Annotated in this window: 26 protein-coding genes; 9 read left to right on the plus strand and 17 right to left on the minus strand. The window is 59.6% G+C overall.

Annotated features, from left to right (window positions below):
• The first annotated feature begins 292 nt into the window (after positions 1-292).
• A complete protein-coding gene (locus SOP85_RS04750; RefSeq protein WP_323626347.1) occupies positions 293-565 on the plus strand; it encodes a hypothetical protein in 273 nt (90 codons plus the stop codon).
• A gap of 26 nt (positions 566-591) precedes the next feature.
• On the opposite strand, the gene SOP85_RS04755 is transcribed toward SOP85_RS04750, so the two are convergent.
• Positions 592-822, minus strand: a complete 231-nt coding sequence (locus SOP85_RS04755; protein WP_274077394.1) for a hypothetical protein — start codon at positions 820-822, stop codon at positions 592-594.
• 250 nt (positions 823-1,072) lie between these two features.
• Here SOP85_RS04755 and SOP85_RS04760 point away from each other — a divergent pair, with 250 nt between their 5' ends.
• Genes SOP85_RS04760 through SOP85_RS04770 form a run of 3 tightly spaced genes read left to right on the plus strand, consistent with a single transcriptional unit; the run spans position 1,073 to position 5,027 of the window.
• Positions 1,073-2,371 carry a sialidase family protein gene (locus tag SOP85_RS04760; RefSeq protein WP_323626227.1) on the plus strand — a complete coding sequence of 433 codons (1,299 nt, stop codon included), beginning with the start codon at positions 1,073-1,075 and terminating at the stop codon, positions 2,369-2,371.
• Positions 2,368-2,961: a hypothetical protein gene (locus SOP85_RS04765; protein WP_274077392.1), complete on the plus strand. Its 594-nt coding sequence runs from the start codon at positions 2,368-2,370 to the stop codon at positions 2,959-2,961. The genes SOP85_RS04760 and SOP85_RS04765 overlap by 4 nt, the downstream gene beginning before the upstream one ends.
• 32 nt (positions 2,962-2,993) lie before the next feature.
• Positions 2,994-5,027: an LTA synthase family protein gene (locus SOP85_RS04770; protein WP_323626228.1), complete on the plus strand. Its 2,034-nt coding sequence runs from the start codon at positions 2,994-2,996 to the stop codon at positions 5,025-5,027.
• Between the two features lie 22 nt (positions 5,028-5,049).
• Here the strand turns inward: SOP85_RS04770 and SOP85_RS04775 are convergent, their stop codons facing one another.
• From SOP85_RS04775 to SOP85_RS04790, 4 genes are all read right to left on the minus strand, one after another.
• A complete protein-coding gene (locus tag SOP85_RS04775; protein ID WP_323626229.1) occupies positions 5,050-5,529 on the minus strand; it encodes a DUF6130 family protein in 480 nt (159 codons plus the stop codon).
• Between the two features lie 12 nt (positions 5,530-5,541).
• Positions 5,542-6,216 carry an NADPH-dependent F420 reductase gene (locus tag SOP85_RS04780; RefSeq protein WP_323626230.1) on the minus strand — a complete coding sequence of 225 codons (675 nt, stop codon included), beginning with the start codon at positions 6,214-6,216 and terminating at the stop codon, positions 5,542-5,544.
• 210 nt (positions 6,217-6,426) lie between these two features.
• Positions 6,427-6,927: a hypothetical protein gene (locus tag SOP85_RS04785; protein ID WP_274077388.1), complete on the minus strand. Its 501-nt coding sequence runs from the start codon at positions 6,925-6,927 to the stop codon at positions 6,427-6,429.
• Positions 6,928-7,021: 94 nt separating this feature from the next.
• Entirely contained in the window at positions 7,022-7,483 is a 462-nt protein-coding gene (locus SOP85_RS04790; protein ID WP_274077387.1) for an anti-virulence regulator CigR family protein, read from the minus strand.
• Positions 7,484-7,618: 135 nt separating this feature from the next.
• Between SOP85_RS04790 and SOP85_RS04795 the strand changes: the two genes are divergently transcribed.
• Together SOP85_RS04795 and SOP85_RS04800 are read left to right on the plus strand one after the other, a co-directional pair.
• The gene (locus SOP85_RS04795) at positions 7,619-8,353 is read left to right on the plus strand and encodes a metallophosphoesterase (protein WP_323626231.1); all 735 of its coding nucleotides are present in this window, start codon (positions 7,619-7,621) and stop codon (positions 8,351-8,353) included.
• A gap of 115 nt (positions 8,354-8,468) precedes the next feature.
• Complete coding sequence (locus tag SOP85_RS04800) at positions 8,469-8,777, plus strand: hypothetical protein (protein ID WP_323607496.1); 309 nt, start codon at positions 8,469-8,471, stop codon at positions 8,775-8,777.
• 23 nt (positions 8,778-8,800) lie between these two features.
• On the opposite strand, the gene SOP85_RS04805 is transcribed toward SOP85_RS04800, so the two are convergent.
• The 5 genes from SOP85_RS04805 to SOP85_RS04825 all read right to left on the minus strand — a co-directional run bounded on the left by SOP85_RS04805 (position 8,801) and on the right by SOP85_RS04825 (position 16,212).
• Positions 8,801-10,558, minus strand: coding sequence for an acyl-CoA dehydrogenase (locus SOP85_RS04805; RefSeq protein WP_323626232.1), 1,758 nt, complete (start codon positions 10,556-10,558; stop codon positions 8,801-8,803).
• A gap of 42 nt (positions 10,559-10,600) precedes the next feature.
• Positions 10,601-11,842, minus strand: a complete 1,242-nt coding sequence (locus SOP85_RS04810) for a thiolase family protein (protein WP_323626233.1) — start codon at positions 11,840-11,842, stop codon at positions 10,601-10,603.
• Positions 11,839-13,722: a feruloyl-CoA synthase gene (locus SOP85_RS04815; RefSeq protein WP_323626234.1), complete on the minus strand. Its 1,884-nt coding sequence runs from the start codon at positions 13,720-13,722 to the stop codon at positions 11,839-11,841. Before SOP85_RS04815 ends, SOP85_RS04810 begins: the two co-directional genes overlap by 4 nt.
• 114 nt (positions 13,723-13,836) lie before the next feature.
• Positions 13,837-15,285: an aldehyde dehydrogenase gene (locus SOP85_RS04820; protein ID WP_274077381.1), complete on the minus strand. Its 1,449-nt coding sequence runs from the start codon at positions 15,283-15,285 to the stop codon at positions 13,837-13,839.
• 96 nt (positions 15,286-15,381) lie between these two features.
• Positions 15,382-16,212 carry a p-hydroxycinnamoyl CoA hydratase/lyase gene (locus SOP85_RS04825; RefSeq protein ID WP_274077380.1) on the minus strand — a complete coding sequence of 277 codons (831 nt, stop codon included), beginning with the start codon at positions 16,210-16,212 and terminating at the stop codon, positions 15,382-15,384.
• Between the two features lie 209 nt (positions 16,213-16,421).
• Here SOP85_RS04825 and SOP85_RS04830 point away from each other — a divergent pair, with 209 nt between their 5' ends.
• Positions 16,422-16,910: a MarR family winged helix-turn-helix transcriptional regulator gene (locus SOP85_RS04830; RefSeq protein WP_323626235.1), complete on the plus strand. Its 489-nt coding sequence runs from the start codon at positions 16,422-16,424 to the stop codon at positions 16,908-16,910.
• A gap of 48 nt (positions 16,911-16,958) precedes the next feature.
• Here the strand turns inward: SOP85_RS04830 and SOP85_RS04835 are convergent, their stop codons facing one another.
• Positions 16,959-18,281, minus strand: a complete 1,323-nt coding sequence (locus SOP85_RS04835; protein ID WP_323626236.1) for an OprD family porin — start codon at positions 18,279-18,281, stop codon at positions 16,959-16,961.
• A gap of 332 nt (positions 18,282-18,613) precedes the next feature.
• On the opposite strand from SOP85_RS04835, the gene mhpT reads away from it, so the two are divergent.
• A complete protein-coding gene (mhpT, locus tag SOP85_RS04840) occupies positions 18,614-19,831 on the plus strand; it encodes a 3-(3-hydroxy-phenyl)propionate transporter MhpT (protein ID WP_323626237.1) in 1,218 nt (405 codons plus the stop codon).
• Positions 19,832-19,954: 123 nt separating this feature from the next.
• Here the strand turns inward: mhpT and SOP85_RS04845 are convergent, their stop codons facing one another.
• The 5 genes from SOP85_RS04845 to yecR all read right to left on the minus strand — a co-directional run bounded on the left by SOP85_RS04845 (position 19,955) and on the right by yecR (position 23,327).
• Complete coding sequence (locus SOP85_RS04845) at positions 19,955-20,683, minus strand: polyphenol oxidase family protein (RefSeq protein ID WP_323626238.1); 729 nt, start codon at positions 20,681-20,683, stop codon at positions 19,955-19,957.
• 40 nt (positions 20,684-20,723) lie between these two features.
• A complete protein-coding gene (locus SOP85_RS04850) occupies positions 20,724-20,966 on the minus strand; it encodes a hypothetical protein (protein ID WP_274077375.1) in 243 nt (80 codons plus the stop codon).
• On the minus strand, positions 20,960-21,151 hold the full coding sequence (locus SOP85_RS04855) for a hypothetical protein (protein WP_274077374.1): 192 nt from the start codon (positions 21,149-21,151) through the stop codon (positions 20,960-20,962). The genes SOP85_RS04850 and SOP85_RS04855 overlap by 7 nt, the downstream gene beginning before the upstream one ends.
• 312 nt (positions 21,152-21,463) lie before the next feature.
• The gene (locus SOP85_RS04860) at positions 21,464-22,666 is read right to left on the minus strand and encodes a PDDEXK-like family protein (RefSeq protein WP_323626239.1); all 1,203 of its coding nucleotides are present in this window, start codon (positions 22,664-22,666) and stop codon (positions 21,464-21,466) included.
• A gap of 190 nt (positions 22,667-22,856) precedes the next feature.
• A complete protein-coding gene (yecR, locus tag SOP85_RS04865) occupies positions 22,857-23,327 on the minus strand; it encodes a YecR family lipoprotein (protein WP_323626240.1) in 471 nt (156 codons plus the stop codon).
• 223 nt (positions 23,328-23,550) lie between these two features.
• Between yecR and SOP85_RS04875 the strand changes: the two genes are divergently transcribed.
• Entirely contained in the window at positions 23,551-23,754 is a 204-nt protein-coding gene (locus SOP85_RS04875; RefSeq protein WP_274077396.1) for a hypothetical protein, read from the plus strand.
• 39 nt (positions 23,755-23,793) lie between these two features.
• Here the strand turns inward: SOP85_RS04875 and SOP85_RS04880 are convergent, their stop codons facing one another.
• Positions 23,794-24,180, minus strand: coding sequence for a hypothetical protein (locus tag SOP85_RS04880; RefSeq protein WP_323626241.1), 387 nt, complete (start codon positions 24,178-24,180; stop codon positions 23,794-23,796).
• Between the last annotated feature and the right edge of the window lie 373 nt (positions 24,181-24,553).

The raw sequence follows: 24,553 nt of genomic DNA on the forward strand, positions 1-24,553 counted from the left end.
CCTGCGCAAACCCTGTAGGAGCTGGCTTGCCAGCGAAGGCGGCGTCACGGCCACCATCGCATCGCCAGCAAGCCGGCTCCTACGGATTTGCGTGACGCCACCAATTCAACTTACCTGCGCAAAACCTGTAGGAGCTGGCTTGCCAGCGATGGCGGCATCAGCTTCACCATTGCATCGCCGGCAGGCCAGCTCCCACAGTAGATCGGGTACAGCCATTCGTCCGCCACTGCGCACCTTCCTGTGCGCCGCTCTTCCAATGCAGTACACCCCCCTCGCACGGAAGACTCAAACGATGAACACCACCCTTGCCGCGCTCATGTTCACGGGCTTGCTGTCAGCCTCTCCGCTTTGCGTGCTGGCCACCGAAAAAACCACCGAGGATGCAACCATTCCACCCTCCGCTCCCGCGCTCAACCAGGGCGCTGAATCCAACGAGGAAAAGGCTGATAAAAAGGGCGAGGAAGCGTCAGGCTCGAACTCCGGCGCCGATGCCCATTCGTTGAAAAAAGACGCGGCGTCGGAAGACGACGGGGACAATCAGAAAGGCAGTGAGTCGGGAAGCTGATCACTCACTACCCCTCTTTTTCATTATCAGTCGTCGCGGTCATCACGATCGCGATAACGACGGTTGTCGCGATCATCGTCACGCCGATCATATCGATGGTCATACCCTCGGTCGTCGTCATCGCGCTGGTCATAGCCACGGCGATGATCATGATCGTGATAGCGGCCGTACCTTTCTCCGTCTTCCCAGTGAGGTCCGCAGCCGCCCAGCAGGAGCAAACTGGAAATGGCCAGGGTCATCATTACTGCGCGATTCATTTGAACATCCTGAAGGTCGGGGGCTGTGAAGGTTTTGCCCGGCGGATAACCCGCACGGCGTTGAACCCTGGTTATGACCATTAAGTAACTCAATGATTCCGTTGGAGTTCCAGCGGGGCGTGATGATCGCGGTGTCCGTACTGCCAGGAACAAACAACAGCTCGCAGAATTGAAACTCGCGGGATGCGATCCTGTACTAAAGTCTTCACTTGAGTGTTCTAATGGCCCACAAAATGCCATAGGTCCAATCATGCGCAGCAAACTTCCCGGCATTCCTGCACTCTGTATTTACATTGCCTTGGCCTGCCTCTTTGCAGTCGCATGGATCACCCACCCCGCTCCCAGGCATTCGTCCTTTGCCCAAATCAGTCCGCTCATGTCGGTGGCTGATAAAGAGGCCAAACCCATCTATACCAGCCGTTTCGCCTCCTCCGGGCTGGTGGACTTCGTGCATTCCGCGTCGGTCACAGCCTTGCCTGACGGTAGCCTGATGGCAGTCTGGTTCGCCGGCACCCGCGAAGGCGCCGCCGATGTGCAGGTGCGCTCCGCCCGTTTCAATCTGAGCACCGGCGAGTGGGGGGAGGAGCAGGTCATGGCCACCCGGGATTCGACCCAGCAGAGCACGCGCAAATACATCCGCAAACTGGGCAATCCGGTCATCGCCCTCGCGCCGGACAATCGCCTGTGGCTGTTCTACGTTTCCGTCTCCATGGGCGGCTGGGCCGGTAGCGCGGTCAACGTGATGGTTTCAGACGACTTTGGCGGGCATTGGTCGGCGCCGCGGCAATTGATCACTTCGCCTTTCCTGAACATCAGCACCCTGGTCCGCTCGGCACCGGTGTTTCATGTCGACGGCTCCATCGGCTTGCCGGTCTATCACGAATTCCTCGGCAAATTTGCCGAGTACCTGTATTTGAGCGCGGACGGTGAGGTGATCGATAAATTCCGCATCAGCCACGGCAGCAATTCATTGCAACCGGCGATCGTTCCGCTGGATGGCCAACGCGGCATCGCCTTGTTGCGTTATGCCGGCAGCACCTACCACCGAGTCCTGGCGAGCCGCACGGAAGATGCCGGGCAAAGCTGGAGCGAACCTTTTCCGCTGGTGCCTTCGAACCCCAATTCCTCGCTGGCGGCCGTGGCGACGCCCGAACACCGGTTGCTGGTAGCGCTCAACGACCTGCAAGAGGGGCGCTTCAAGCTGAGCCTGTATATCACCGATGCAAAAATGGACGATTGGCGCCTGTTGCACGACCTGGACAAATCACCGGATCCCGAGGGCGATCCGTATTCACCCCTGGTTTACAAGGAAATCATCGGCAAAGAGTTCCGCGGTTCCAGTGGCAAGCTGCGCCAGGCGCTGGAGGCGGCATTCCTCGCCAACCTCGACAAACGTGTGTGTAAAAGCCAGGGCTGTGAATTCGAATATGAATACCCCTACTTCATCCGCAGTCCCGACGGGATGTATCACCTGGTTTACTCCTGGAACAACACCTTCATCAAACACGTCTCCTTCAACGATGCCTGGCTGTCCGAGCGCCTGAAATGATTAACCTGTGGCAAGCCCATGTCAGCTTCGCGATGATCATCTTCCTGTTACTGCCGTCTTTTGGCCTGGGCAGGGTCTGGCGCATCGCGCTGCTGCTCGCACTGCTGGCCGCCAGCTTCATACCCCTGGGCGGGTTGTCGCTGGCCGCTTACTTGCGCAGCCATATCGACGACCTTGCGATCACCTCATTGGTGTTCATGGCCTGGGGGTGTTTGCGTCGGCTGGATGTGTTGCCGCCTGCGCAGCAGGGGCACACGAGCGTATTGATCCTCTTCGCCGCGTTGGCCCTGGTGCTGTACCCGGCCACCCTGGGCTTGAGTGACCTGGACCCGTACCGGCGTGGTTACAGCCCGCGCGCCCTGTTGTTGTTCGTCGCGCTGGTGACGTTCAGCCTGTTTTACCTGCGCCATTACCTGGCCGTGGTGATGTTGACCTGTGCGACCCTGGCCTTCATCGCCGGGCTCAAACCTTCCCACAACTATTGGGATTACCTGGTCGATCCGCTGCTGGGCCTGTATTGCTGCCTGGCACTGCTGGTGCTGGCGGCGCGCTGGACGTATCGCCGGCTCATGACGCTGCGCGGCGTTTGAAATTCAACGAAATTCTCAATAAGGAAAGACGCATGGGCTGGCTGAAATCGAGACGACTGCATTACTGGCTGGGCGCAACAGCAATCCTGTTCGTGCTGTTTGCACTGCTGCGGGTGCTGTTCTTTTTCGGCTATTCCGGTTTTGACGCCAAAGCCCTGGGCAACGAGGACGTCCTGACAACCCTGGGCATCGGCTTTCGCTTCGACTTGCGCCTGGCCATCCTGGTCATGCTGCCGGTGGCATTGCTGGCCTGGATCCCGCGCTGGAACCTTGTCGGCAGCCGCCTCCTGCGCATCATCAACCGTCTGTACCTGGTCGCCATCCTCAGCGCTGTGCTGCTGATCTACATCATCGATTTTGGCCATTACGCCTACCTTGGCGTGAGGATCAACGCCACGGTCTTGCGCTTCATCGAGGATGCGCAGATATCCCGTGACATGGTCTGGCAAACCTACCCGGTCATCTGGATTACCCTGGGCTGGCTGGCAACAGTCGCCTTCGTGATACTGGCCCTGGTGCGTCTGGAACGGGTCACGCTGGACCGCCCGCGCACAACCATTCACCCACTTTCCGCGACATGGGGCGGTGCGGTGATGGTGGTACTGGTGCTGCTGGGTATTTTGGGTCGTGTCGAAAACCTGAACCTTGAAAACCCCGTGCCGCTGCGCTGGAGCGATGCGTTCTTTTCGGGCAACAACCAGGTCGCCGCCTTGGGCCTGAACCCGGTGATTTTCCTCTACGACACGGTCAAGGTCGGCCAGTCGCGTTATGACGAAGCCCAGGTGCGCGAACACTACGCGGTCATGGCCCACTACCTGAGTGTCGACCAACCCGACCCGCAGACCCTCAACTTTGTCCGCCACCAGGCGCCACAGCCCTACAAGATTCCAGGCTCGCGGCCACCGAACGTGATGTTCATCATGCTTGAGTCGCTGGGCACCAGTGCCGTCGGAGCCTATGGCAACCCGATCGATCCGACGCCCAATATCGATCGCCTGGCCACCCAGAGCTGGTTCTTCAAACACTTCTACGTGCCGGTCACGGGCACCGCGAAAACCGTCTGGGCCAGCATCACCGGAGTGCCTGACGTCACCCGCCACGAAACCGCGACGCGCAATCCCCTGATCACCCGGCAGAACACGCTCGTCAATGCCTTCACCGGCTACGAGAAGATCTACACCATCGGTGGCAACTCCGGCTGGGCCAACATGAATGCCTTGATCAGGCAAAGTATCGACGGCGTGCGCCTGTTCGACGAGCGCGACTGGAAATCCCCGGTGGTGGATGTCTGGGGCATCTCGGACCTGGACCTGTTCAAGGAAACCGACCAGATCCTGCAAGCGCTGCCCAAGGACAAGCCGTTCTTCGCCTATGTGCAAACGGCCGGCAACCATCGGCCCTTCACGATTCCAAAGGACAATGACGGCTTCGAGATCAAGCACCCTACCCTGGAGCAAGTCCAGGCCGCCGGCTCGCGCAGTGTCGAGCAATACAACGCCGTGCGCCTGCTGGACTTCAACCTCGGACGCCTGATGGAAATCGCCAAGGCCGGCGGTTGGTACGACAACACCATTTTCGTGATGTTTGGCGACCACAACACCCGTATCGCGCAGATCCCGTTCCTGGCGCCGGCCTACGAGCAACTGGGCCTGGAAAGCAACGCGGTGCCGATGATCATCCACGCACCCGGCATGATCGGTACCCGCAAAGTCGAGGAAGCGGTCGGCCTGGTGGACCTGCTGCCCACCGTGGCGGGTATGGCCGGGCTTGAGTTTCGCAACGGCGGCATGGGCCGTGATATCCAGCAGCCCGCCCCCGAAGGTGAACGCGTGGTGCCACTGGTGTTGCGTGAAGGCACCTTCCCGCTGATTGCGGGCGTGACGCAACACTACATGGTGCAGATGGAGCACGACGGCAGCTCGCCAAGCCTGCATGACCTGGCCTCGCCGACGCCGCTGGACAACGTCGCCGAGCAAAACCCCGAGGAGTTCAAACGCCTGTCACAATTGACCCGCGCCATGCATGAAACCTCACGGTTGATGCTGTACCAGAACGTGCGCAAGTAACGGCTTTGTCTGATGTTCATCGTCAGGGTTTTGCGGCGTGACCCTCGTCAACGTGCGGCGCGTCCGTGGGGTTCTTCTGCGGAACGACAAAACTCACTGTCGTACGGGTGAGGATCTTGTGCGTCGGGTCGGCCACTTCCAGCAGAACCTTGTGCGTGCCGGGGGTCAGCCCGACGAGGATGATCGGGTCTTCACTGGTGTGCGCCCATGTACCTTTCCAGTCGTCGACGGTCACATGAAGGTGACCCAGGCGTGGTGAAACATCAGCGGCCGCTTTGCCAAAGATCGGCATGATCCTGGCGTGCTCCGTTCGATACTGGATGATGACGACCCCACGGGCGAGCGGTTCGGCGAGCGGCGGCCAGGCAATGAGGCTTGGCGTCGCCTCGGATTCCAGTGGAAGTATCGCCGGTGGGTGATCAGTGTCTGCCGCGCCTTGACCGAACGCTGCCGTGCAGAAGAACACACCCCAGGCCAGGACCAACAGGTTTGCGGGAGCCATGCTGTTTTTCTCCTAGGGAGCCAGCCTGCCCTTGAGTTCGGCTTCGTTCCACAGACCGCTGAGCGGACCGCGGGGTAAACCTTCATTGGCTCGCGCCAGCGGGAAAATGACGGGCAGGAATCCGGCGTCGCGCACCAACCGCGCCCCCACATCCTTGGCCTGGGCGTCGTCGGCGAAAACGGGAATCGCCTTGCCCTTGCCAGACTCGTCCTTCATGGAAGCGTAGCCTATGGCGTTGAATGCCCGCACCAAGTGTACGCCGGGCAGGTATTGCTGGTCCGCCAGGGCTGCTCCCGTCTCCAGCGCCTTGCTCCCGACATCTCCATCACGGCCGCTGAACGGGTTGCTGGTGCTGAACACCACCTTGCCACCGAGCTTGCCCTTGAGCTGTTCGGACAGCACCGGCATCGCGCCGTAGGGAACACTCAACACGATCACATCGCCCCAGGCCGCGGCATCGGTCACCGAGCCCGCCCGGGCGTTGGCGCCGGCGCGCTTGACCAGGTCCGCCAGCTCCTCGGGATGGCGTGACGAAAACATCACCGAGTGCCCGGCCTTTGTCCAAAGCGTACCCAGCGTACCGCCGACGTTGCCAGCGCCGATGACGCTGATCTTGAGGGTGTCCGCCATGACCTGGCTGGCGCACATGACCAGGGCGGCGGACATCAGGAAGAGGATTCTGTGCATGCCTAACGCTCCTGGGTTGGAAAGCAGTCTTACATCCAACCGTAGTCGAGCCAGGGAACCAGCTGGTGGATCACGACGTACGGCAGGATTTCCCCCGGCCTTACAACGAAAAATCCCGGAGACAGAAGGTCTCCGGGATTTTTTGCTCACAGAACCACATCGCTATAACGATGAGCTCACCCTGCAGCGGTCAACTCATCCCGATTCTGCTCAATCGGACTTTTTCGAAGTTGACGAGCCGGCATTACTCAATCCCTTGGCGTTGTGATCTCCCGGCGTCGTGGCCGAGATTGCAGAGGCTTTAGTCAGGCCGCGGGTATCCTTGGATTGTGCGATGCCCGAAGTGGTGGTGCCGTGACCCTTGTCACCGTTGCGATCACTGCCGTAACGGTTGCCGCTGATGCCATGGTCGCGAACCGATTTGCCCGCATGATCACTGCTCAATCCCTCACCGCGGCCGTTACTGCCGGAGTGACCCGAACCGCTGTGACCGCCAGCGTTACCGCCGCCATGGCCACCACCATTACCGCCGCCATTTCCACCGCCGTGGCCACCGCCACCACCGCCGCCACCACCACCACCACCACCACCACCACCTTCTTTGGCATAGGCGGAGTTCATGATGGACAGGTCAGCAGGCAGTAACGGAGCGGCTGCAAGCATCATGGCGAATGACATTACAGCAACGAAACTCTTGTTTTTTAAAAGCATGATTGCTTCCGTGAGGGTTGATTGCGCGTTGTTTAAGACGCGTTAAATCCCCGACAGTTCAAGTTCCGCGACGGACGGATACGTCAGTCATTCGTCAATCGAAAGCGCCATTGAGGACCTCATAGATAAGGCCGGTAGCAAGCGCAACCAGTATCAGGTCGGTGCCCGCCTGCTGCCATTCGTAACCTTCATAACGAGGCAGATGGCCGATCAGTCGACCATCGAGCTTTTTCGCAATCCCGGGTGGCAGCGGTTTACCCCGGGCGAGGTTCTTTTGAATGCCGGGTGGCAAGGCAGGTCCGGGGCTCCAGTAGTCCCGATACCCATCGACAATGCCAATAATGCTTCCTCGATTGATGCTTGGACCATGGTCCCAATCATCGCCCCCGGACTTATTCCCCTTATTGCCCTGGTTGCCATGCTCCTGGCTGTGTTGCGAATTGCCCTTGGCGTTTCCTTGCCCCTTGCCATTACCTGGATCGGCCCATGCCGTGGCCGGGCCGCAGACCAATGCGACACATGTGATAGCTGCAATCAACGAGCGATGTCTGATCATATCCGTTCTCTCAGAAAGGGAAGACTCCCTGTAATGTAGACACTCTGGACTGTTTTGGTTCCGACGGTGAAGGACGGGCAAGGCCAAGCTATGCCAATATTCAAAGGATCGCCTTCTGTCGTACCGGAGTGCGCCATGATCGAAACCATCGAGTCGTCACGCATCAAGCGCTTCGCCGCAAACACCGCCGGCCGGGACTTTGCGGTGGGCGACATTCACGGTCACTTCAGCCGATTGCAGCCTGCGCTGGAGGCGGTCGATTTCGATCCTGTCGTCGACCGTCTGTTCAGTGTCGGTGACCTGGTTGATCGTGGACCCGAGAGCCGCGACGCACTCGACTGGCTTGCCAAACCATGGTTTCACCCGGTGCGCGGCAACCATGACGACTACGTGGCGCACTTCGACACCTGCGACGTCGACAGCTGGATCTGCAACGGCGGGGAATGGTTCGCCGGGCTGTCGCTGGTCGAGCAGATAGGGTTCGCGCTGCAGTTCGCCGAGCTGCCGATCGCCATCGAGGTGGATACGCCTGGCGGATTGGTCGGGATCGTTCACGCCGATTGCCCGGTGCCGTCGTGGGATCAACTGCGTACCGAACTGCAATCACCTGAAAGCACCAAGCGGCTGGAACTTGTGCAGCACAGTTGCCTGTGGTCGCGAACCCGGATTCAGGACGGCGATACCGACTGCATTGAGGGACTGCGCGCCCTGGTAGTCGGGCATACACCACTCAGGCAGCCTGCGGTTCTCGGCAACGTGTACCACATCGACACAGCGGGCTGGCTGGACGGTTATTTCACCCTGCTGGATCTGGCGACCCTGCAGTGCATCCCGCCGATCGATCAGGAACTCGGTTTCGACTGGGACTGAGCTTTCCTGAGGGCTCTCTCGAGTTTGCCGCTCGTCCAAAGCTCGGCACTCGAGCCGCGCCGCTATCTCTCATGTATAAGCGCGGACATTGCGCGCATCAAAACGGAGAACCAGCATGGACATTGACGAGAATGCAGTGGGTAACAGGTCGCAGCAGGACGTGACGCGAACCACGGACAACGAAACCGGCCATGACCCCATGAAGGATGCGCCTGAGGTTCCATTGCCGCCGAACGATGAAGCGCCTGTCGATGAAGATATGAGAGGCGTGGAGGCAAATAACCCGGTCTCGAGTGAGCATCCGGACCATGGAAAAGGTGCTCGCCTCGAAGATTCCGACGCCGCCCCGCACATGAACGATCAGGACGAAAACGACAAGGAGGCTCGCGGCTTGCCTGCGAGCGACCCGGAATCAGGTGCCTGATGCCCGCGACCCGCCTCCTGAACTCACTTGAGAAACGGCAGCGGTGCCTTGGCCGCACGAATGGCAGCGATCCGCTGATCCGCTTCCGGCAGCAGGTAGGCAAAGAAAAAGCTCGCGGTTTGCAGTTTACTGGCGCGCAGAGGATCGCTGTCCGGTAGCAACCGACCGACACGCGCCGCCCGAGTCCAGGCAAACGCCAGGAGGGCCACGCCACACAGTCGTAGAAAATCGCCCGCTGCCCGATAGGGATATTCGCCGTCCTCGACGGCCTGATCACGTATATCCAGGTGCAAACTATCGAGCTTATCGCACAGCAACGCCAGCTCAGCGCCAAAACCGGCGCAGCCTGCTGTTTCGCAATCCTGCCCGGCTTCTTCGCGCATCACCGCCAACAATTGAGCGAGGGCCCGGCCTTCATCGCCCAGCACTTTGCGCAGCAGCAGGTCATTGGCCTGGATTTCGTTACTGCCCTCGTAAATCATCGCGATTCGGCTGTCGCGCAGGGTCTGTTCAATGGCGAACTCGGCGACGTAGCCGTAGCCACCGAAGACCTGCAAGGCATTGCTGGCCAGGCGAAAACCCTGCTCAGTGAAAAAAGCCTTGATCACCGGCGTCAAAAGCTCCGCCAGTTGCAAGGTACTCTGCCGAGTGGCCAGGTCCGGGGCATGATCGGCCTGATCGAGCAAATGCGCAGCCCAGTAACCAACGGCGCGCATGCCCTCGGCGCAGGCCTGTAATTCCAGCAAAACCCGGCGCATGGCCGGATGATAATGAATCGGGTCGACCGCTTCGGCGGCAACGCCGACAGGACGCTTGGGCGCACGCATTTGTCTGCGCTCCAGCGCGTACGTATAGGCGTTCTGCCATGCAGCCTCGGCATGCCCCAACCCCTGGAGACCGACATGCAGTCGCGCCGAGTTCATCATCACGAACATCGCGGCCAAACCACGGTTCGCCTCGCCGATCAACCAACCCTGGGCGCCGTCGAAGACCAGCGAGCACGTGGCACTGCCCTTGATGCCCATCTTGTGTTCGATACCGTCGCAGCGCAGCGCATTGGTTTGGCCGTCATCCAGGCGCTTAGGCACCAAAAACAGCGAAATACCACGACTACCAGTGGGCGCCCCGGGCAAGCGTGCCAGCACCAGGTGCAGGATATTTTCGGTCAGGTCATGTTCGCCTCCGGAAATGAACAGCTTGCTGCCGCTCAACCGATAACTGCCGTCGCCCTGGGGTTCGGCACGGCAGCGCAGCAGGCCGACGTCGCTGCCGGCCTGGGGTTCGGTCAGGCACATGGTGGGCAGCGCCTCGCCACTGACGATCTGCGGCAGATAACGCTCCTTGATCCACTGCGGCGCATGGGTCTTGAGGCACAGGTAAGCGCCATGGGCGATTCCCGTGTACATGGCCCAGGCGTGGTTGCTGGCGTAGAGCATTTCCTGCAAGGCGGCATCGAGCAGTTGCGGCAGTCCCTGGCCACCGAAGGCTTCATCACAGGCCAATGCCGGCCAGCCACCTTCGGCGAATGCCCGGTAAGCCTGGACAAAACCGTCCGGGGTGCTGACCCGGCCATTGTCGAAGCGGCAACCCTGGCGATCGCCACTGCTGTTGAGCGGCGCCAGTACATCCGCGCTGAAACGCCCGGCCTCGCCCAGCACCTGGAGTGCCAACGGCAAGTCCAGGGCCTCGAATGCGGGCATCTGGCTCCAGGCTTGGGGCGCCTGCAGCCAGTGTTCAAGGATGAAATGCATGTCGCGCAACGGTGCCTGGTAGTGCCACATGGCAAACCTCGTGTCGATTAAAGGAAAAAATACCGCCAGGGTTCAGCCACGAAAATCCGGGTTCTCGATCAGCACGGCCATGCCCTGCCCGCCGCCGACACAGGCAGCGGCGATTCCGTAGCGCAGATGTTGTTCGCGCAATTGCCGCGCTAGGGTCATCACCAAACGCAGGCCCGTGGCGGCCAATGGATGCCCCAGCGCGATCGAACCACCACGGCGGTTAAGCCGCTGGCTATCCAGCTCCAGCGCCTGAGCCACCGCCAGCACCTGCGCACCTTGCGCCTCGTTGATTTCGAACAGGGCGATATCGTCCTGGGCCAGGCCGCTGCGTTGCAGCAACAACTGGATCGCCGGCACCGGGCCGATCCCCATGAACTCCGGCGCCACACCGACCACCGCAGTCGCCAACAGGTGCGCCAGTACCGGACGCGTACTCATCGAGGCTCGGCCGACCAGTGCGGCCGCTGCGCCGTCCACCACCGCACAGCTGTTGCCGGCGGTTTGCACGCCATCAGCATGAATCGCCTGCAGCCTGGCCAGCGCGGATAAATCGGTGGGCCGGGGATGGCTGTCCTGGGTCACCGCTTCACATCGACGCGGCAGGGTAATCCCCCGTGGCTGATAGCCCTCCAGTTCAAACACCTCATTATCCACCGGGACGATTTCATCGCTGAACCAGCCGCTGGTCTGCGCGTGCAGCGCCCTTTGGTGACTGTGGAAGGCATAGGCATCCACCGCCTCGCGGCTCAGGCCGTGACGCCTGGCGAGATTTTCCGCCGTGGCAATCATGTCCAGGCCCGGCGCCGGGTCGTACAGCGCTTCCCAAAGGAAATCCTTGAACTCCACCGGCGCTCCGAGGCGAAACCCGCCCCGATGGGTGTAGGCGGCAATCGGGTTGCGCGACATGGATTCGGCACCCACGCACAGTGCCAGTTGTGCGCCCCCTTGAAGCTGCTCGCCGGCCTGGCGCAACAGCTCAAAGCCGGTCGCGCAAATGCGCTGTACCGCCAATGCCGGCACCTGTTGCGGCACACCGCTGTACAGACCGATATGGCGTGGCAGCATGTAGGCGTCGAAGCTGGCCTGGGCCATGGAGCCGGCCAGCACCGTGTCAACTGCCTGCGGATCGAGCCCGGCACGGGCCAACGCTTCGCGACCGACCTTGATGCCCAGATCAATGGGCGATACCTGGGCCAACGCGCCGCCGACATCAATCCAAGGTGTTCGCACGGCTTCAAGAATCGCCACATCGCTGAAGGACGAGTATTGCCCCGGGCCACTCATGACCGTGGCCCTGCACGCAGGATCGACGGGTCTTCACCGCGATACAACGCCTCGACCTGGGCCGCACGGCATTGCAACACCGCACGCTGGTTGATCGAGCCTTTGTCGGTGATTTCACCGCGATCGATGGACGGGGCCTCGTCGAGCAACGCGATCCATTCCAGGCGACTGGCGTTGCCGCTGGCGTCGCGATTGAGCCGCTGCAACCAGTCGGCGAACCACTGCCGCACCGGCGCGCTGGCCAGCACCTGGGCATCGTTGGCACTGGCACCGAGCCCCGCCAGGCGGCGGCATTCGTACATTCGTGGGAACACCAGCGCGCCCAGGCATTCACGATCCGGCGCGGTCACCACCAGGTCCTGAACGTAGGGCGAGCCCTCCAGTACCGCACGATTACGCAGCGGCCCGACACTGACGAAGACCCCGGAAGACAGCTTGAAGTCTTCGGCAATGCGCCCATCGAACATCAGCCCCAGTTGCGCGTCATCCGGGTCAGCCAGCTTGAGCGCGTCACCGGAACAGTAATAGCCTTGTTCGTCGAACACCTCGGCGGTCTGCTTTGGTGAGCGCCAGTAACCGGGCATGATGTGCGGCCCACGGAAGCGCCCTTCCAGCTTGCCCTCCCTGGGCACCAAGCGGACCTCGCAACCCGGTGCCGGCAGGCCGATGTAACCGGCCATGGACAAGGGCCCGGTGGTAAAGGTGCAGGAGGGCGCGGCCTCGGTCATGCCCAGCCCCGCCATCATCCGGATGCGTTCGCCACAGTGTTGTTCGGCGACCCGATCAAGCCGATCCCAGACGCTTTGCGACAGCCCGGCAGCGGCGAAGAAGAACAGGCTGACGCGCTTGAAAAAACACTCCCGTAATTGCGCGTCCTGTTCCAGGGCCGAGACCAGTTCTTCCCAGCCCTTGGGCACGGTCAGGTAGGCGGTGGGCGACACTTCCTTGAGGTTGCGCAGGGTCTGGGCAAATCCCTGGGCGGTCGGCTTGCCGTCGTCCAGGTAAAAACTGCCGCCGTTGTAGAGCACGATGCCGAGGTTGTGGCTGCCGCCGAACGTGTGGTTCCACGGCAGCCAGTCCACCAGCACCGGAGGTTCTTCACCGAACACCGGAAAGGTCTGCAACAACATCTGCTGATTGGCGCAGAGCATGCGTTGGGTGGTGATCACGGCCTTGGGCAGCCGGGTCGAGCCGGAGGTGAACAGAAACTTGGCGATGCTGTCCGGGCCGGTGGCGGCGAAAGCGGCTTCGGCCTCGGCGCCGCCCGATTGTTCGAGCAGGCTGGCAAAGCTCACCTGGCGGCGCCCCGCGACCTGGCCACGGACGATAATCAGTGGCGTATCGGCCGGCAGCACGGCGTCAATGGCGCGCTGGTACGCCGGGGCATCACTGACGAACACCAGGCCAGGTTGCAGCAGGTCGCACACGTGGCGCAGCTTGGAGAAATCCTGGGACAGCAGCGAATAGGCCGGCGACACCGGGCAGTAGGGAATGCCCGCATACAGCGCGCCGAAGGCGACTTGTAAATGCTCGATGTCATTGCCCGAGAGCAACACCAGGGGCCTGTCGGCCGACAGTCCATAGCCCAGCAGGCTTTGGGCGATCGCCCGGACGCTGTCGAGCATTTGCGCGTAACTCACCCGACGCCATTCACCGTCGTCCTGGCGGGCGGCGATAAAGGTCTGCTCGGGACGCACCCGGGCCCAATGTACCAGACGGTCGAGCAAGCGCCTGGGCATCTCGGCCAAGGGTTCCAGGGAGCGCATGTGCAGTTCGCCCTGCTGCTCGGTCACCTCGACCGCCGCGCAACCGATGGACACGGGGCGATAGCGCGGTGCGCTGGCCTGGGCTTGGGCTTGTAAACTGAATTCGGAACTCAAGTGCATGTACTCCGTCGAGGCACGCTAAACCAAGTCACCCACAGGTGACTCAGCGATAGCGTGGCAGCCGTTGGCTGCAGCCTTGTTATTGTTATTTCGGCCTTGCCCGCCTGTTCAGATCGGGTAGTGCCGCGGTCCGTTCTGCAAGGTGACCCAACGCAGCTGGGTGAAATGCTCAATGGACGCCTTGCCGCCGAAACTGCCGTAGCCGCTGGACTTGACCCCGCCAAAAGGCATTTGCGCCTCGTCGTGCACGGTCGGGCCGTTGATATGGCAGATGCCCGACTCGACCCGTTGGGCCAGGGCCAGGGCACGCCCGGTATCGCGACTGAAAATCGCCGCCGACAAACCGAACTCGGAGTCGTTGGCCAACTGCAGCAACGCCTCATCCCCTTCCCCGCGCAGCAACACGGCCACCGGTCCGAAGGACTCCTCGCGGTACAGACGCATGCTCGCGTCGACACCGTCGAGCAGGGTCGGCTGCAAAATGCTGCCATCCAGTTGCCCGCCGACCACCAGGCGCGCGCCCTTGGCCAATGCATCGTCGATCAAGCCCTTGATGCGCGTGCCGGCGCTGGCGTCCACCAGCGAACCGAGCACCGATTGCGCATCTGCGGGGTCGCCCGCGCGCAGGGTGGCGACCTTGGCCGCCAACTTGGCGACAAAGGCATCGGCCACCTTGGCATCGACGATCAGGCGCTCGGTGGACATGCAGATCTGCCCTTGATTGAAATAGGCGCCAAAGGCGGCCGCCTCTACCGCAGCATCCAGGTCGGCATCGTCGAGCACCAGCAGCGGCGCCTTGCCGCCCAATTCCAGCAACGCCGGCTTGAGGTGGCGCGCCGAGAGCTCGCCGACGATTCGTCCGACATGGGTCGAGCCGGTGAAATTGACCCGGCGCACCGCCGGATTGGCGATCAATCGCTCGACAATCGCCGGGGCATCCTCAGGTGCGTTGCTGATGACATTGACCACGCCATCGCCCAGGCCGGCGTCCTGCAGTACCTGACCGATCAAGCGGTGCACCGCAGGACTGAGCTCGGAGGCCTTGAGCACCACGGTGTTGCCGCAGGCCAATGGCATGGCGATAGCGCGGGTGGCAAGAATCACCGGGGCGTTCCAGGGCGCGATGCCCAACACCACGCCGCAGGGTTGGCGCAGGGCCATGGCGAAACTGCCAGGCACATCCGAGGGGATGACTTCGCCATTGATCTGCGTGGTCATCGACGCCGCTTCACGCAGCATGTTGGCCGCCAGCCGCACGTTGAACCCGTACCAGTTGGCCATGGCGCCGGTCTCCCCAGCCGCCTCGATGAACTCGGCACTGCGCGCCTGCAATTGTTCGGCTGCCTTGAGCAAACGGGTGCGACGTTCATTGGGGGCCAGGGCAGCCCAGACGGGAAACGCCTTCTGCGCAGCGGCCACCGCGGCGTCGGCATCTTCCAGGGTGGCGGCGGCAACCCGCGACACCAACTCGCCGGTCACCGGGTTGCGGCGCTCGAAGGTTCGACCGTCGCGGGCGGGGCACGACTGGCCGCCAATCAGCAGGGGCACGTCCAGCATGGTGATTCCTCTTTATAGTCTTTGTCGGGAATACATTAAGAACGATGTAACCGCAGTACCGGGACGCAACCGCGCCCGGCTACCTACCGCAGAACCTCAGCGTTTGTACGCTTGCAGGCCGGGCTTGATGCTCTTGTCGTCGAGGAATTGTTTCATGCCCTGCTCACGGCCGCCTTCGGTGTCGAGCAGGCGCGACTGATCGAGCTTGGCGTACAGGTAGTCTTCGTTCTGCTCCCAGGTCAGTTCGCGGCAACGTTTGAAACCATGCTTGGCCGCACGCAGCACCACCGGGTTTTTCTCCAGCAGGTTACGCGCCAGCTCCACAGTGGTTTCACGCAGTTGCGCCAACGGGACGCTTTCATTGACCAGGCCCATCTCGGCGGCTTTCTGCCCGCCAAAGGTCTTGCCGGTCATGATGTAGTACAGCGACTGACGGTGGCCCACGGTGTCGGCCATGGCCTTGCTGACCAGGTTGCCGGGCGGGATGCCCCAGTTGATTTCCGACAGGCCAAACGTCGCTTCGTCGGCGCATATCGCCAGGTCGCAAGCTACCAGAGGGCTGAAACCGCCGCCGAAGCACCAGCCATTGACCATGGCAATGGTCGGCTTGGCGTACATGCGCAACAGTTTCCACTGCCATTGCGAGGCTTCGCGACGGATTTTTTCCTGAAGGATCTCCGGGCCGGCGTCCACTTCGCGGAAGTACTCCTTGAGATCCATGCCCGCCGTCCAGGCTTCGCCCGCACCGGTCAGCACCAGGACACCGGCGTCCGGATCCTGCTCGAGGGTTTCCAGGACATCGATCATCTCGCGATTCAGGGTCGGGCTCATGGCGTTGCGTTTTTCCGGGCGGTTGAGGATGACCCACGCGATGCCTTCCTCGATTTCCACTTTGACCGTTGTCCAGCGACCTTCGTAATTGCTCATGACGATGCTCTCTTGTTCTTGGTTTGAAGATGACTGGAAATTAAACCGGCGAATTAGTTATGTCAATTAACTATTAATAAAATTAACCAGTTTCCCGCTGCGCAGCGCCCTGCTGTCCGAACGCCAGCGATTTTGGCCATAGCAATCACCGGTCAACGCCGGCAAAATAGATAGTCTTGTTAACCCAAAATCCCCAGGACTCACCCGCAATGGCCAAGCCCTCCCCCCTCGCCGAGTCGATCGAGGCACCGTCGAACAACGCCGAGATGCAGGCACCACTCGATTCGGCCTTGAACGACCTGATCGGCTACGCCATGCGCCGCGCACAACTCAAGCTGTTCCAGAACCTGATTGGCCGCCTCTCGGCCCACGATCTGCGACCTGCCCAGTTTTCGGCCCTGGCGATCATCAATCAGAACCCCGGCCTGATGCAGGCCGATCTGGCCCGGGCACTGACCATCGAGCCGCCTCAGGTGGTGCCGCTGCTCAATAAGCTGGAAAGCCGGGCGCTGGCAGTGCGCGTGCGCTGCAAGCCGGACAAGCGCTCGTACGGGATCTTCCTCAGCAAGACCGGCGAGACCCTGCTCAAGGAACTGAACCAGATCGCCGCGCAAAGCGACCTGGACGCCACCGCGGCGCTGGACGATCAGGAGCGCGAAGAGCTGCTGCGGCTGCTGAAGAAGATTTATCAGGAGTGACGCACGCCCCCCCCCCAAGGGGCGTGCCGGTGAGAAGCTTGCAGGCGGTTACCAGATCGGCAAGGTGTAGGTCACCAGGAGTCGGGTCTGGTTTTCATCGCGAAATGCCGCGCCGCTTGGGAAATCGTTGCGGTAGATCGCCTTGCGCGCCACCAGCGCGACGTTTTTCAGCGGACCGCTCTGCACCACATAGCCCAGCTCCATCTGGAATTCTCGCTCTTTACGGCCCTCGGCGTTGAAGGCTGCCAGCTCGATATTGTCACCACGCAAATAACGCAACCGCCCCCTCAGCCCGGGCACTCCGGACGCGACGAAGTCGTAGTCATAGATGGCCTGCCACGTGCGCTCCTTGGCGTTGAGAAAGTCAGACGCCATGGTCAGCTCACTCATCCCCATCAACTCTGTCCCGGAGATGTAGGGCGTCGCCGAGTCGCCACTGGAATGCATATAGCCGATGCCCAGCTTGTGTCCGCCGTAACGGTAGCTGAACAGCCCCGAGACGTTGCGGTTATCCACTTCACCGCCCTTGGCGCTGCCATCCTCGCGACTGAAGAAACTGCGCAGGTCGCTGGTCAATGTCCCGCCGCCCAGGGGCAGGTCATGCAGCAAGGCAAAGGTGTCCTGTTGGTACAAGTCGGCCACTTCCGCGTGGTAGGCCCGCAGGCTCAGCGTCTTGCTGACCTGATAATCGCCCCCCAGGTAGGCCATGTGCGAAGTCGTGGCAGTGGCGTTGAAGCGCCGGTTGGGCGAAGCGATGGTCATCGCCTCATAGTTGGTGGAATTGCGCTTGTCGATGCGATCGATGTACCCGGTGTTCAGCGTCAGGCCATCGAAGTCCCTGGAACTGAGGGTGGTGCCGCGAAAGGTCTGTGGCAGCAATCGCGAGGGGCTGGCAAAGGCAAACGGCAGGAAGATCGACACGTCCCCGGACTTCACCGTGGTCTGGGCAAAACGCAGCTTGGCGGTCGGGGCCAGGCGCGAGTACTCATCCGCCGCACGATTGTCGCTGGCCGACACCGGCAACAACTCGGTGCCGCTGCGATCCGGCGCGGAGTCGAGCTTGACCCCCAGCAGCCCGCGAACGTCCAGGCCAAAACCCAGCGGCCCTTCGGTAAACCCAGACTCCATGTTCATGATGAAACCCTGAGCCCACTCCTGGGCGGCGGTCTTGGCGCCATCGTCCTTGTATTGACGGTCCAGGTAGTAATTTCGCAGGGTCAAGGTGCCGTGACTGTCTTCGATAAAACCAGCGGCGCGAAGCTGGGTGGGCAGGACGCTCAAGCCGAGCAGCGCCAGGACCAACCCTCGGTTGATACCGGGCACACAGGTGGCTGACGCCGTCGCAACGTCGTGCGTGGGGAGATTTGGCATGTTCGATTTCCATTTTTTATTGTTGTTTGTGCTGCCGGGGGAGCGCACTGCAGCCGGCTTCGCGAACAGAGAATGGAAACAGCCGATGACAGCTGTCAACGGCGAATGACCGATAATCGAACATTAATATTATTATCTATTTTCCAGTTAGCCGCTTCATCATGATCTTAGTAGTTGATTTATAAGCCTTATCGGCTGATTTTTCGGATTTTCATGAGGCAGTTCATTTTTTAGTTATCTTTGTTATCTTATTCATCGGCAGTCATCTTCCGCGTACCCTGTGCGATGGGACGGCTCGACTCCACAACAAAAACAACAATGAGGTTTCACCCATGGACAGCCCATCGCGTCGTTCGACGCTGACAATCGCTTTGTGCTTTATCGTTGCGCTGATCGAGGGTTTCGATCTGCAGGCCGCCGGCACCGCTGCCGCCGGGCTGCGCCAGAGTTTTGCCCTGGACCCGAAGATGATGGGTTGGGTGTTCAGCGCCGGGATCATCGGCCTGCTGCCCGGAGCATTTTTTGGCGGCTGGATCGCCGATCGCATCGGCCGCAAGAAAATCCTCGTCAGTGCCGTGCTGCTGTTTGGCGTATTTTCCCTTTGCACAGCCTACGTCGAGAGCTACTCCAGCCTGTTGCTGGTGCGCTTCATGACCGGCCTGGGCCTGGGCGCCGCCCTGCCCAACCTGATCGCCCTGTGCGCCGAAGCCGTGAGCGAACGCAACCGCGGCACCGCCATCAGCGTCATGTATTGCGGAGTTCCCCTGGGCGGTGCACTCGCGGCGGTGGTGGCGATGTTTTCCAGTGAACACTGGCAGACCACCTTCATCATCGGCGGCCTGGCACCCTTGCTGGTCGTACCGCTGATGGCCCTGCTGCTGCCCGAATCCAGCGCCTTCCGCCAGCAACATTCAGCTACTGGCAACCTGCGCCCCTCCAGCGCACAGGCGCTGTTCGGCGAAGGTCGCACACGCAACACCCTGGCCTTGTGGCTGAGCTATTTCTTCACCCTGACCGTGATGTACATGCTGCTCAACTGGCTGCCTTCGTTACTGCTGGAACAGGGCTTCAGCAAACCCCAGGCGGGCATGGTGCAAATGCTGTTCAACATCGGCGGCGCCCTCGGCTCGCTGCTCGGCGGCCTGCTCCTGGACCGTTGCAACGGCGTCAAGGTCGTGCTGTTCGTCTATGCCGGGTTGCTGACGGCGCTGGCTGGGGTCGGCCTCGCGGTGGGTATCGTACCGATGGCGATCGCCGGGTTTGCCGCCGGGTTGTTCGTCATGGCGGCGCAACTGGTGCTCTACGCCCTGGCGCCACCGTCCTACCCAACCGCAGTGCGCGCCACCGGTGTCGGCGCCGCCGTGGCCATCGGCCGCCTGGGCTCGGTGGCAGGCCCCCTGGCCGCCGGGCAGATCCTCGCAGCCGGTGCAGGCACCACTGGCGTGCTGCTGGCGACCTCACCAGGGTTGGTGATTGCTGCCCTGTCGATCCTGACCGTGATTACGCGCACCGGATCGAGCGCGCAAGGGCAGCTGAAGACCGCCAACTAAGCGGTTGATCCCATACTAGTGTTGCCTTCACTGGTACGAGATCGAGAATTGAAGCGAGGGTCCTGCTAAGGGCCCTCGATCCTCCTTTGCATTCCCACGACCTTCGCATTCATGATGACGCCTTCAAGCATCAACATCCCCTAGGCAGATCCATGAGTACTGATAGGTTTTTTCCTCTACTCGATGAGTTCGTCGCCTGTAACTGCCCCAGTTCTGCCCTGCGCAATAAGTGCATACGCCTGCTGTCTGCACTTGAGCACGATCCACTCCCGACGCCTCCAGCAAATAAAGACAATAAAGAGTGAGATCAAACCAGGCCTCGCCGTGACTGGCGGGCGCTTGACGGAAATTGGAGGTCATCCCTGACATTTCGCGAGTGGTTGACCAAGGGGCCTGCCTCCCGCGCCACAAGTACCCATGCACCTGTTCTATCTTGTCGGCAAGGGCCCCTCCAACCTCATAGCAACATGTCTGTATGGCTGGGCCTATTGCCACCTGCAAATTGTCCAAAGAAATGCCAGCTAGACGGAAGGCATTGAAGGAGTTTTCGATTATCCCTGCCGTTAATCCCTGCCAGCCGCCATGTATGGCTGCAACGAACTGATCCGTTGTAGAACCAATGAGTATGGGCAGGCAATCTGCCGTCACGATGCCTATTGGACGTGTTGTACGGGTGAACACCGCATCCCCAGCGATGATTCCAGCCAGTTGCTCATCACCGACCTCAATAACGTTGGCACCATGCTTCTGGGCACAATAAAACAGGCCCGCGGGTGTGCGGGTATCGCAGGCTTCGTCGAATGCATGCGCCAGCCCCGGCAGAGCGTTCAAATTGTCGGAAAAATAGGCCATTCAACCCTCATCAATAAAGTTGGCTGCTCGATTTCCGAGCTCATTTGGCAGGATGAAAGCTCGCGAACATCATACCGAACAGCCAACCACCGATCATGGCCAGGTAAAGGGACTTGTATACAGGGACTGTATAGGCCAACGAATAGGTGACCGCGGTGACCGCGATGCCAGCAAAGAAAAACTGCTTGCGGGTAAACCTGCTGAGAAAACGTTCTGAGGCTGCGTTCAGGGCCTTGAGTATTTCATTGGCTTCCTCCTTGAAAAAACGCAGCCATCCTAGCAATCCTTGATATTGTCGCCCCTGTCCTCTTGATCAATCGAATCAAGAAAATCAAGGTCATCATCTTCTTCGTCTTCATCGTCAAGAATGCCCTGGGCGTCTTCTTCAACCCAGGGTTCATCATCGTGGAATTCATGATCGAGCAGATGGTCGTGCTCGGGCTCAGGAATATCAATCTCATCGCTCATTTACGTTTCCTGCGTTGACTAAACTGTGCAAAGGGCACCTGTATATGCGTGCCCTGCACCTCAGTCAATGCTCAGGCGATGTCCTGGACCTTGAGTCGCGTTTCGCTGCTTCTCTTCCTTCCAATCCAGTTCACTGTTGAGCGGGCGCATCGACGTATGGCAAAAAATCCGCTTGTTTACCCTTATCCAAATGGTAAATCGTGGTCTCCAGCGGAGGTTTTGCACAAACCGTCTTTGTCCTGGCTGACAATTGCCCCTCGATATAAGCCTTCCAGAACAAGACCGTTATGGCTTACGGATTCACGTGCCCAATCAGGCAATTGACAATTCGGCGGGCAAGGAATGCGTCGCATTTAGTGCATCGTTGATCTCCACAATGCATTCACGTACACGAGTAAGGGCCGCGTTGTAGTCAGAATCTGCAGCGCGATTGCCGTTCTCGCTCACTGCCCGATCAGTTTTCAGCTGAAACCTGAGGGATGCATACTTGTGACCAATCCAGTCCGGCACATCGCGTGACGGTGTGCAGAATTGCTCAAGGCGTTGAGAAACCATTTCGCTATCCTGTGCAAGAAAAAACGGAAACACCCCGAGCCAGTTGTGCTTGTAGAGCTTTACCCACACACCATCAGGCCAAGACTTTAGCCTGACATCTAGATCGAAATAGGGGTTATCGCCCTTGCTGGCCTCTACGATCCGTGTCTGGATCTCGTTGCCCCATTCTTTGAACTGGCTGCCTTGCCTTATCTCGAGTTCTAGAGCGGTGAATCGCGTTGCGAACTTACGTTGCCGGCAATAAAAAAGGTGTTTTGCCATATGCTCGTACGCTTCTTCGCTCTTTTCGAAGACACCCCAGCAGAGGGCCTTGATTTCGGAACTGTCGGTCATGGAGCGCTCAATATGGCTGGTGAACTGGTCAATAAAAACACCGGCCGGTGGACTAGCCAAGGGGCGGCACCCCCTAAGCAAGGCTGCGATCATTGCATAGGACTGGTAGTAAATAGGGACACGCGAGCAATCCAGGTTTGCAGTTGGGGAGTCACGCCCGGTGGGTGTCAGATAGACTATTGCTCGGTGCTCGTAATACGGGAAGAGTTCACACAGTGATTCTTGATAGCGTTTCAGCTGTTTGGGTTGATCAATCGCGTGAATTTTGTTCTCGATTGCAAGGACCAGTCGCAAGTCGGGAAAGTCGAGGAGGATATCGATTCCCGCTAGTTCTCTAGCGACCTTGGCATGAGCGCCGACAGCGTTTACCAGTATTGTTGCATTGATAGGTCGCGCAGCCCCTACCTGACGGCAGTTCATTAGTGACGCCACGTACTCGTCACGAAAAGTGCTCCCTAGACCATGAGGTTCGTTGGCGCTGAGAAACGCTGCTATAACCCTGGAGTGCAGTAGCTCCTTGGTGCTTACCCCCATCACCCTAAACGGGTCGAATGCCCGCGTGTATTGAGTTAGTGCCAAGAACTCATCGCACGCAAATAGCTCATTGAGCTGCGGTGTGACTTCCATGTGTTGTGACCTGCGGATTCGGATTTGATTGCTGAGTATGTCTCGAAGCACCTTGAACCACCACGTCGCCTCCATTTCACGCTGTTGCGGAGAGGCAGTTTGTTTCGAATGAAGAACTGGCTCAGTTCCCAAACGGCCGCAAAGAGATGCTGAGAAATTGAGCCGAACAGTAAAACCAGCGTTGTTAAAATTACTCAGCCATTATCACCTGATACTGCTTTTGGTACTCGGCGTAGGGGAGATTTTGATCCATTAACGCTTTGACGCGTGATTCTTTGTACTGAGCAGGGGTCAGCAGTCCAACCGGAACAGTGGTGAGCGTAGGAACTGTGGTCTGGTTAGATGGCGTGATGTTTCCAATGCATTGATATTTGACGATCATCTGGCCAGCCGTGCAGTTACCCCAGCCATCGCGAACCTGGCAATTCTGGGTTTGCCCGCCGAAAGGTTCGGCTCGGTTGTAACCCCAAACCGCACATTTACTATTTGCAATCGATTCTGCTTGCTTATAGTCAACGATCGGAGTCTCAAAGGGTTTGAAGTCGTAAGCCATGTCGATCGAACCATCCGCCCGGCTCCCACCGGTTGCGTAAAAGTCTTTACGGCTGGAGCAGCCGGTTACCACAACAGCCAGCATTACAAGAAAAAGTAGCTTACGCATGGAAAAAATCCGGTTCAGGTACAAGACGCGCGATAGTGGCAATTAGACATGAGATTGTCTACAAAAACGATGCGCGCCAAATGTATCTGTGGTCTGTTATGAATGCCTGGAGTGTCGGATTCAAACTGGCCATTACGAGTCACGTTACGAGATAGTGGCTTCCACTATCTCCCCGCTGCGCCTGTGGCACACGCTTAAAATCGAGCACGGAGCAATATTGAAAATGCCAAAGAAGCGGCAGACAGATACACCCGCAGCAACCGCTGCAGACATTGAAAGGTCCATCCAGGCCCTGAACAAGATGGCGGAAAGACTGTGGGGAGATGGCCGGGAAGCTGAGGCGAAAGCCCTTCTTGATGCCTTGGATGCATTGAACCGGGCGCTCGACCGGATCAGGATTGGAGAGAGTCGCAGGGTTTTGCATTGAGGTCAGTTTTGCGTTTTGCACCCCGCGACGGTTTTCGCTTCACTGGGGAGACCGGGTGAACTGATAACGCACCTCGCCGCTGTCTGTACTGACAAACCAGTAGTCATCTTTGTCCGCTTTCACTCGCGCACATTCCATGGGGTAGCCCGGGGATTCAATACATAGAATTCCGTCTTTGACTTTCCATCGTTCCGTCAGAGGCTCAGCCCCAGACCTTTTGAAGATTTCCGACCCGTCAGCGTTAAAACTCAACGATGATGGTTTGTTGACATTGTTCAGTTTATATCCGGTCAAGGCCGCTCGAATCTGCGCGTCGTCCAGGGTCACCGCAGAAGGCGGTACAGGCTTCATGGGCTCGCTGCCGGAAGTGGCGCAGCCTGATAACACAAGGACAATGATCGTAAAGCTAGTGCTTTTGATACTCACGCTGCACCTCGGCCTTTAATTGTTATGGAAGCTGGGTTGAGCTTAGGCGCGTTTCCCTTGCATCGTCAGAAATCAGGTCTTCACCTGATATGCACTCCCGTCACGCCTTCGTCACACTTGCCAAGCACAATGCAGTCAGCCAAAAGGAATTGGCTACGTGATTGCAAAGCCCGACCCAGTGTCGGGCTTTTTCATTTGCGGTCAGCACCGGCCCTGCGCCGTGCAGTGCTGTTGACGCCATGCAACCCTCGCATATGACCGAGAGGCCGTTGGCAAGACATGATCCTCCTGTCTATAGCAGCCCCGCTCTACTTGCACCGACTCATCTACAACGGGCCATAAATCAGGCGACCCTTAACGACTCGACATTTAC

Source organism: Pseudomonas sp. YuFO20 (assembly GCF_035064975.1).
In the GTDB taxonomy this organism is placed as follows: domain Bacteria; phylum Pseudomonadota; class Gammaproteobacteria; order Pseudomonadales; family Pseudomonadaceae; genus Aquipseudomonas; species Aquipseudomonas putida_AE.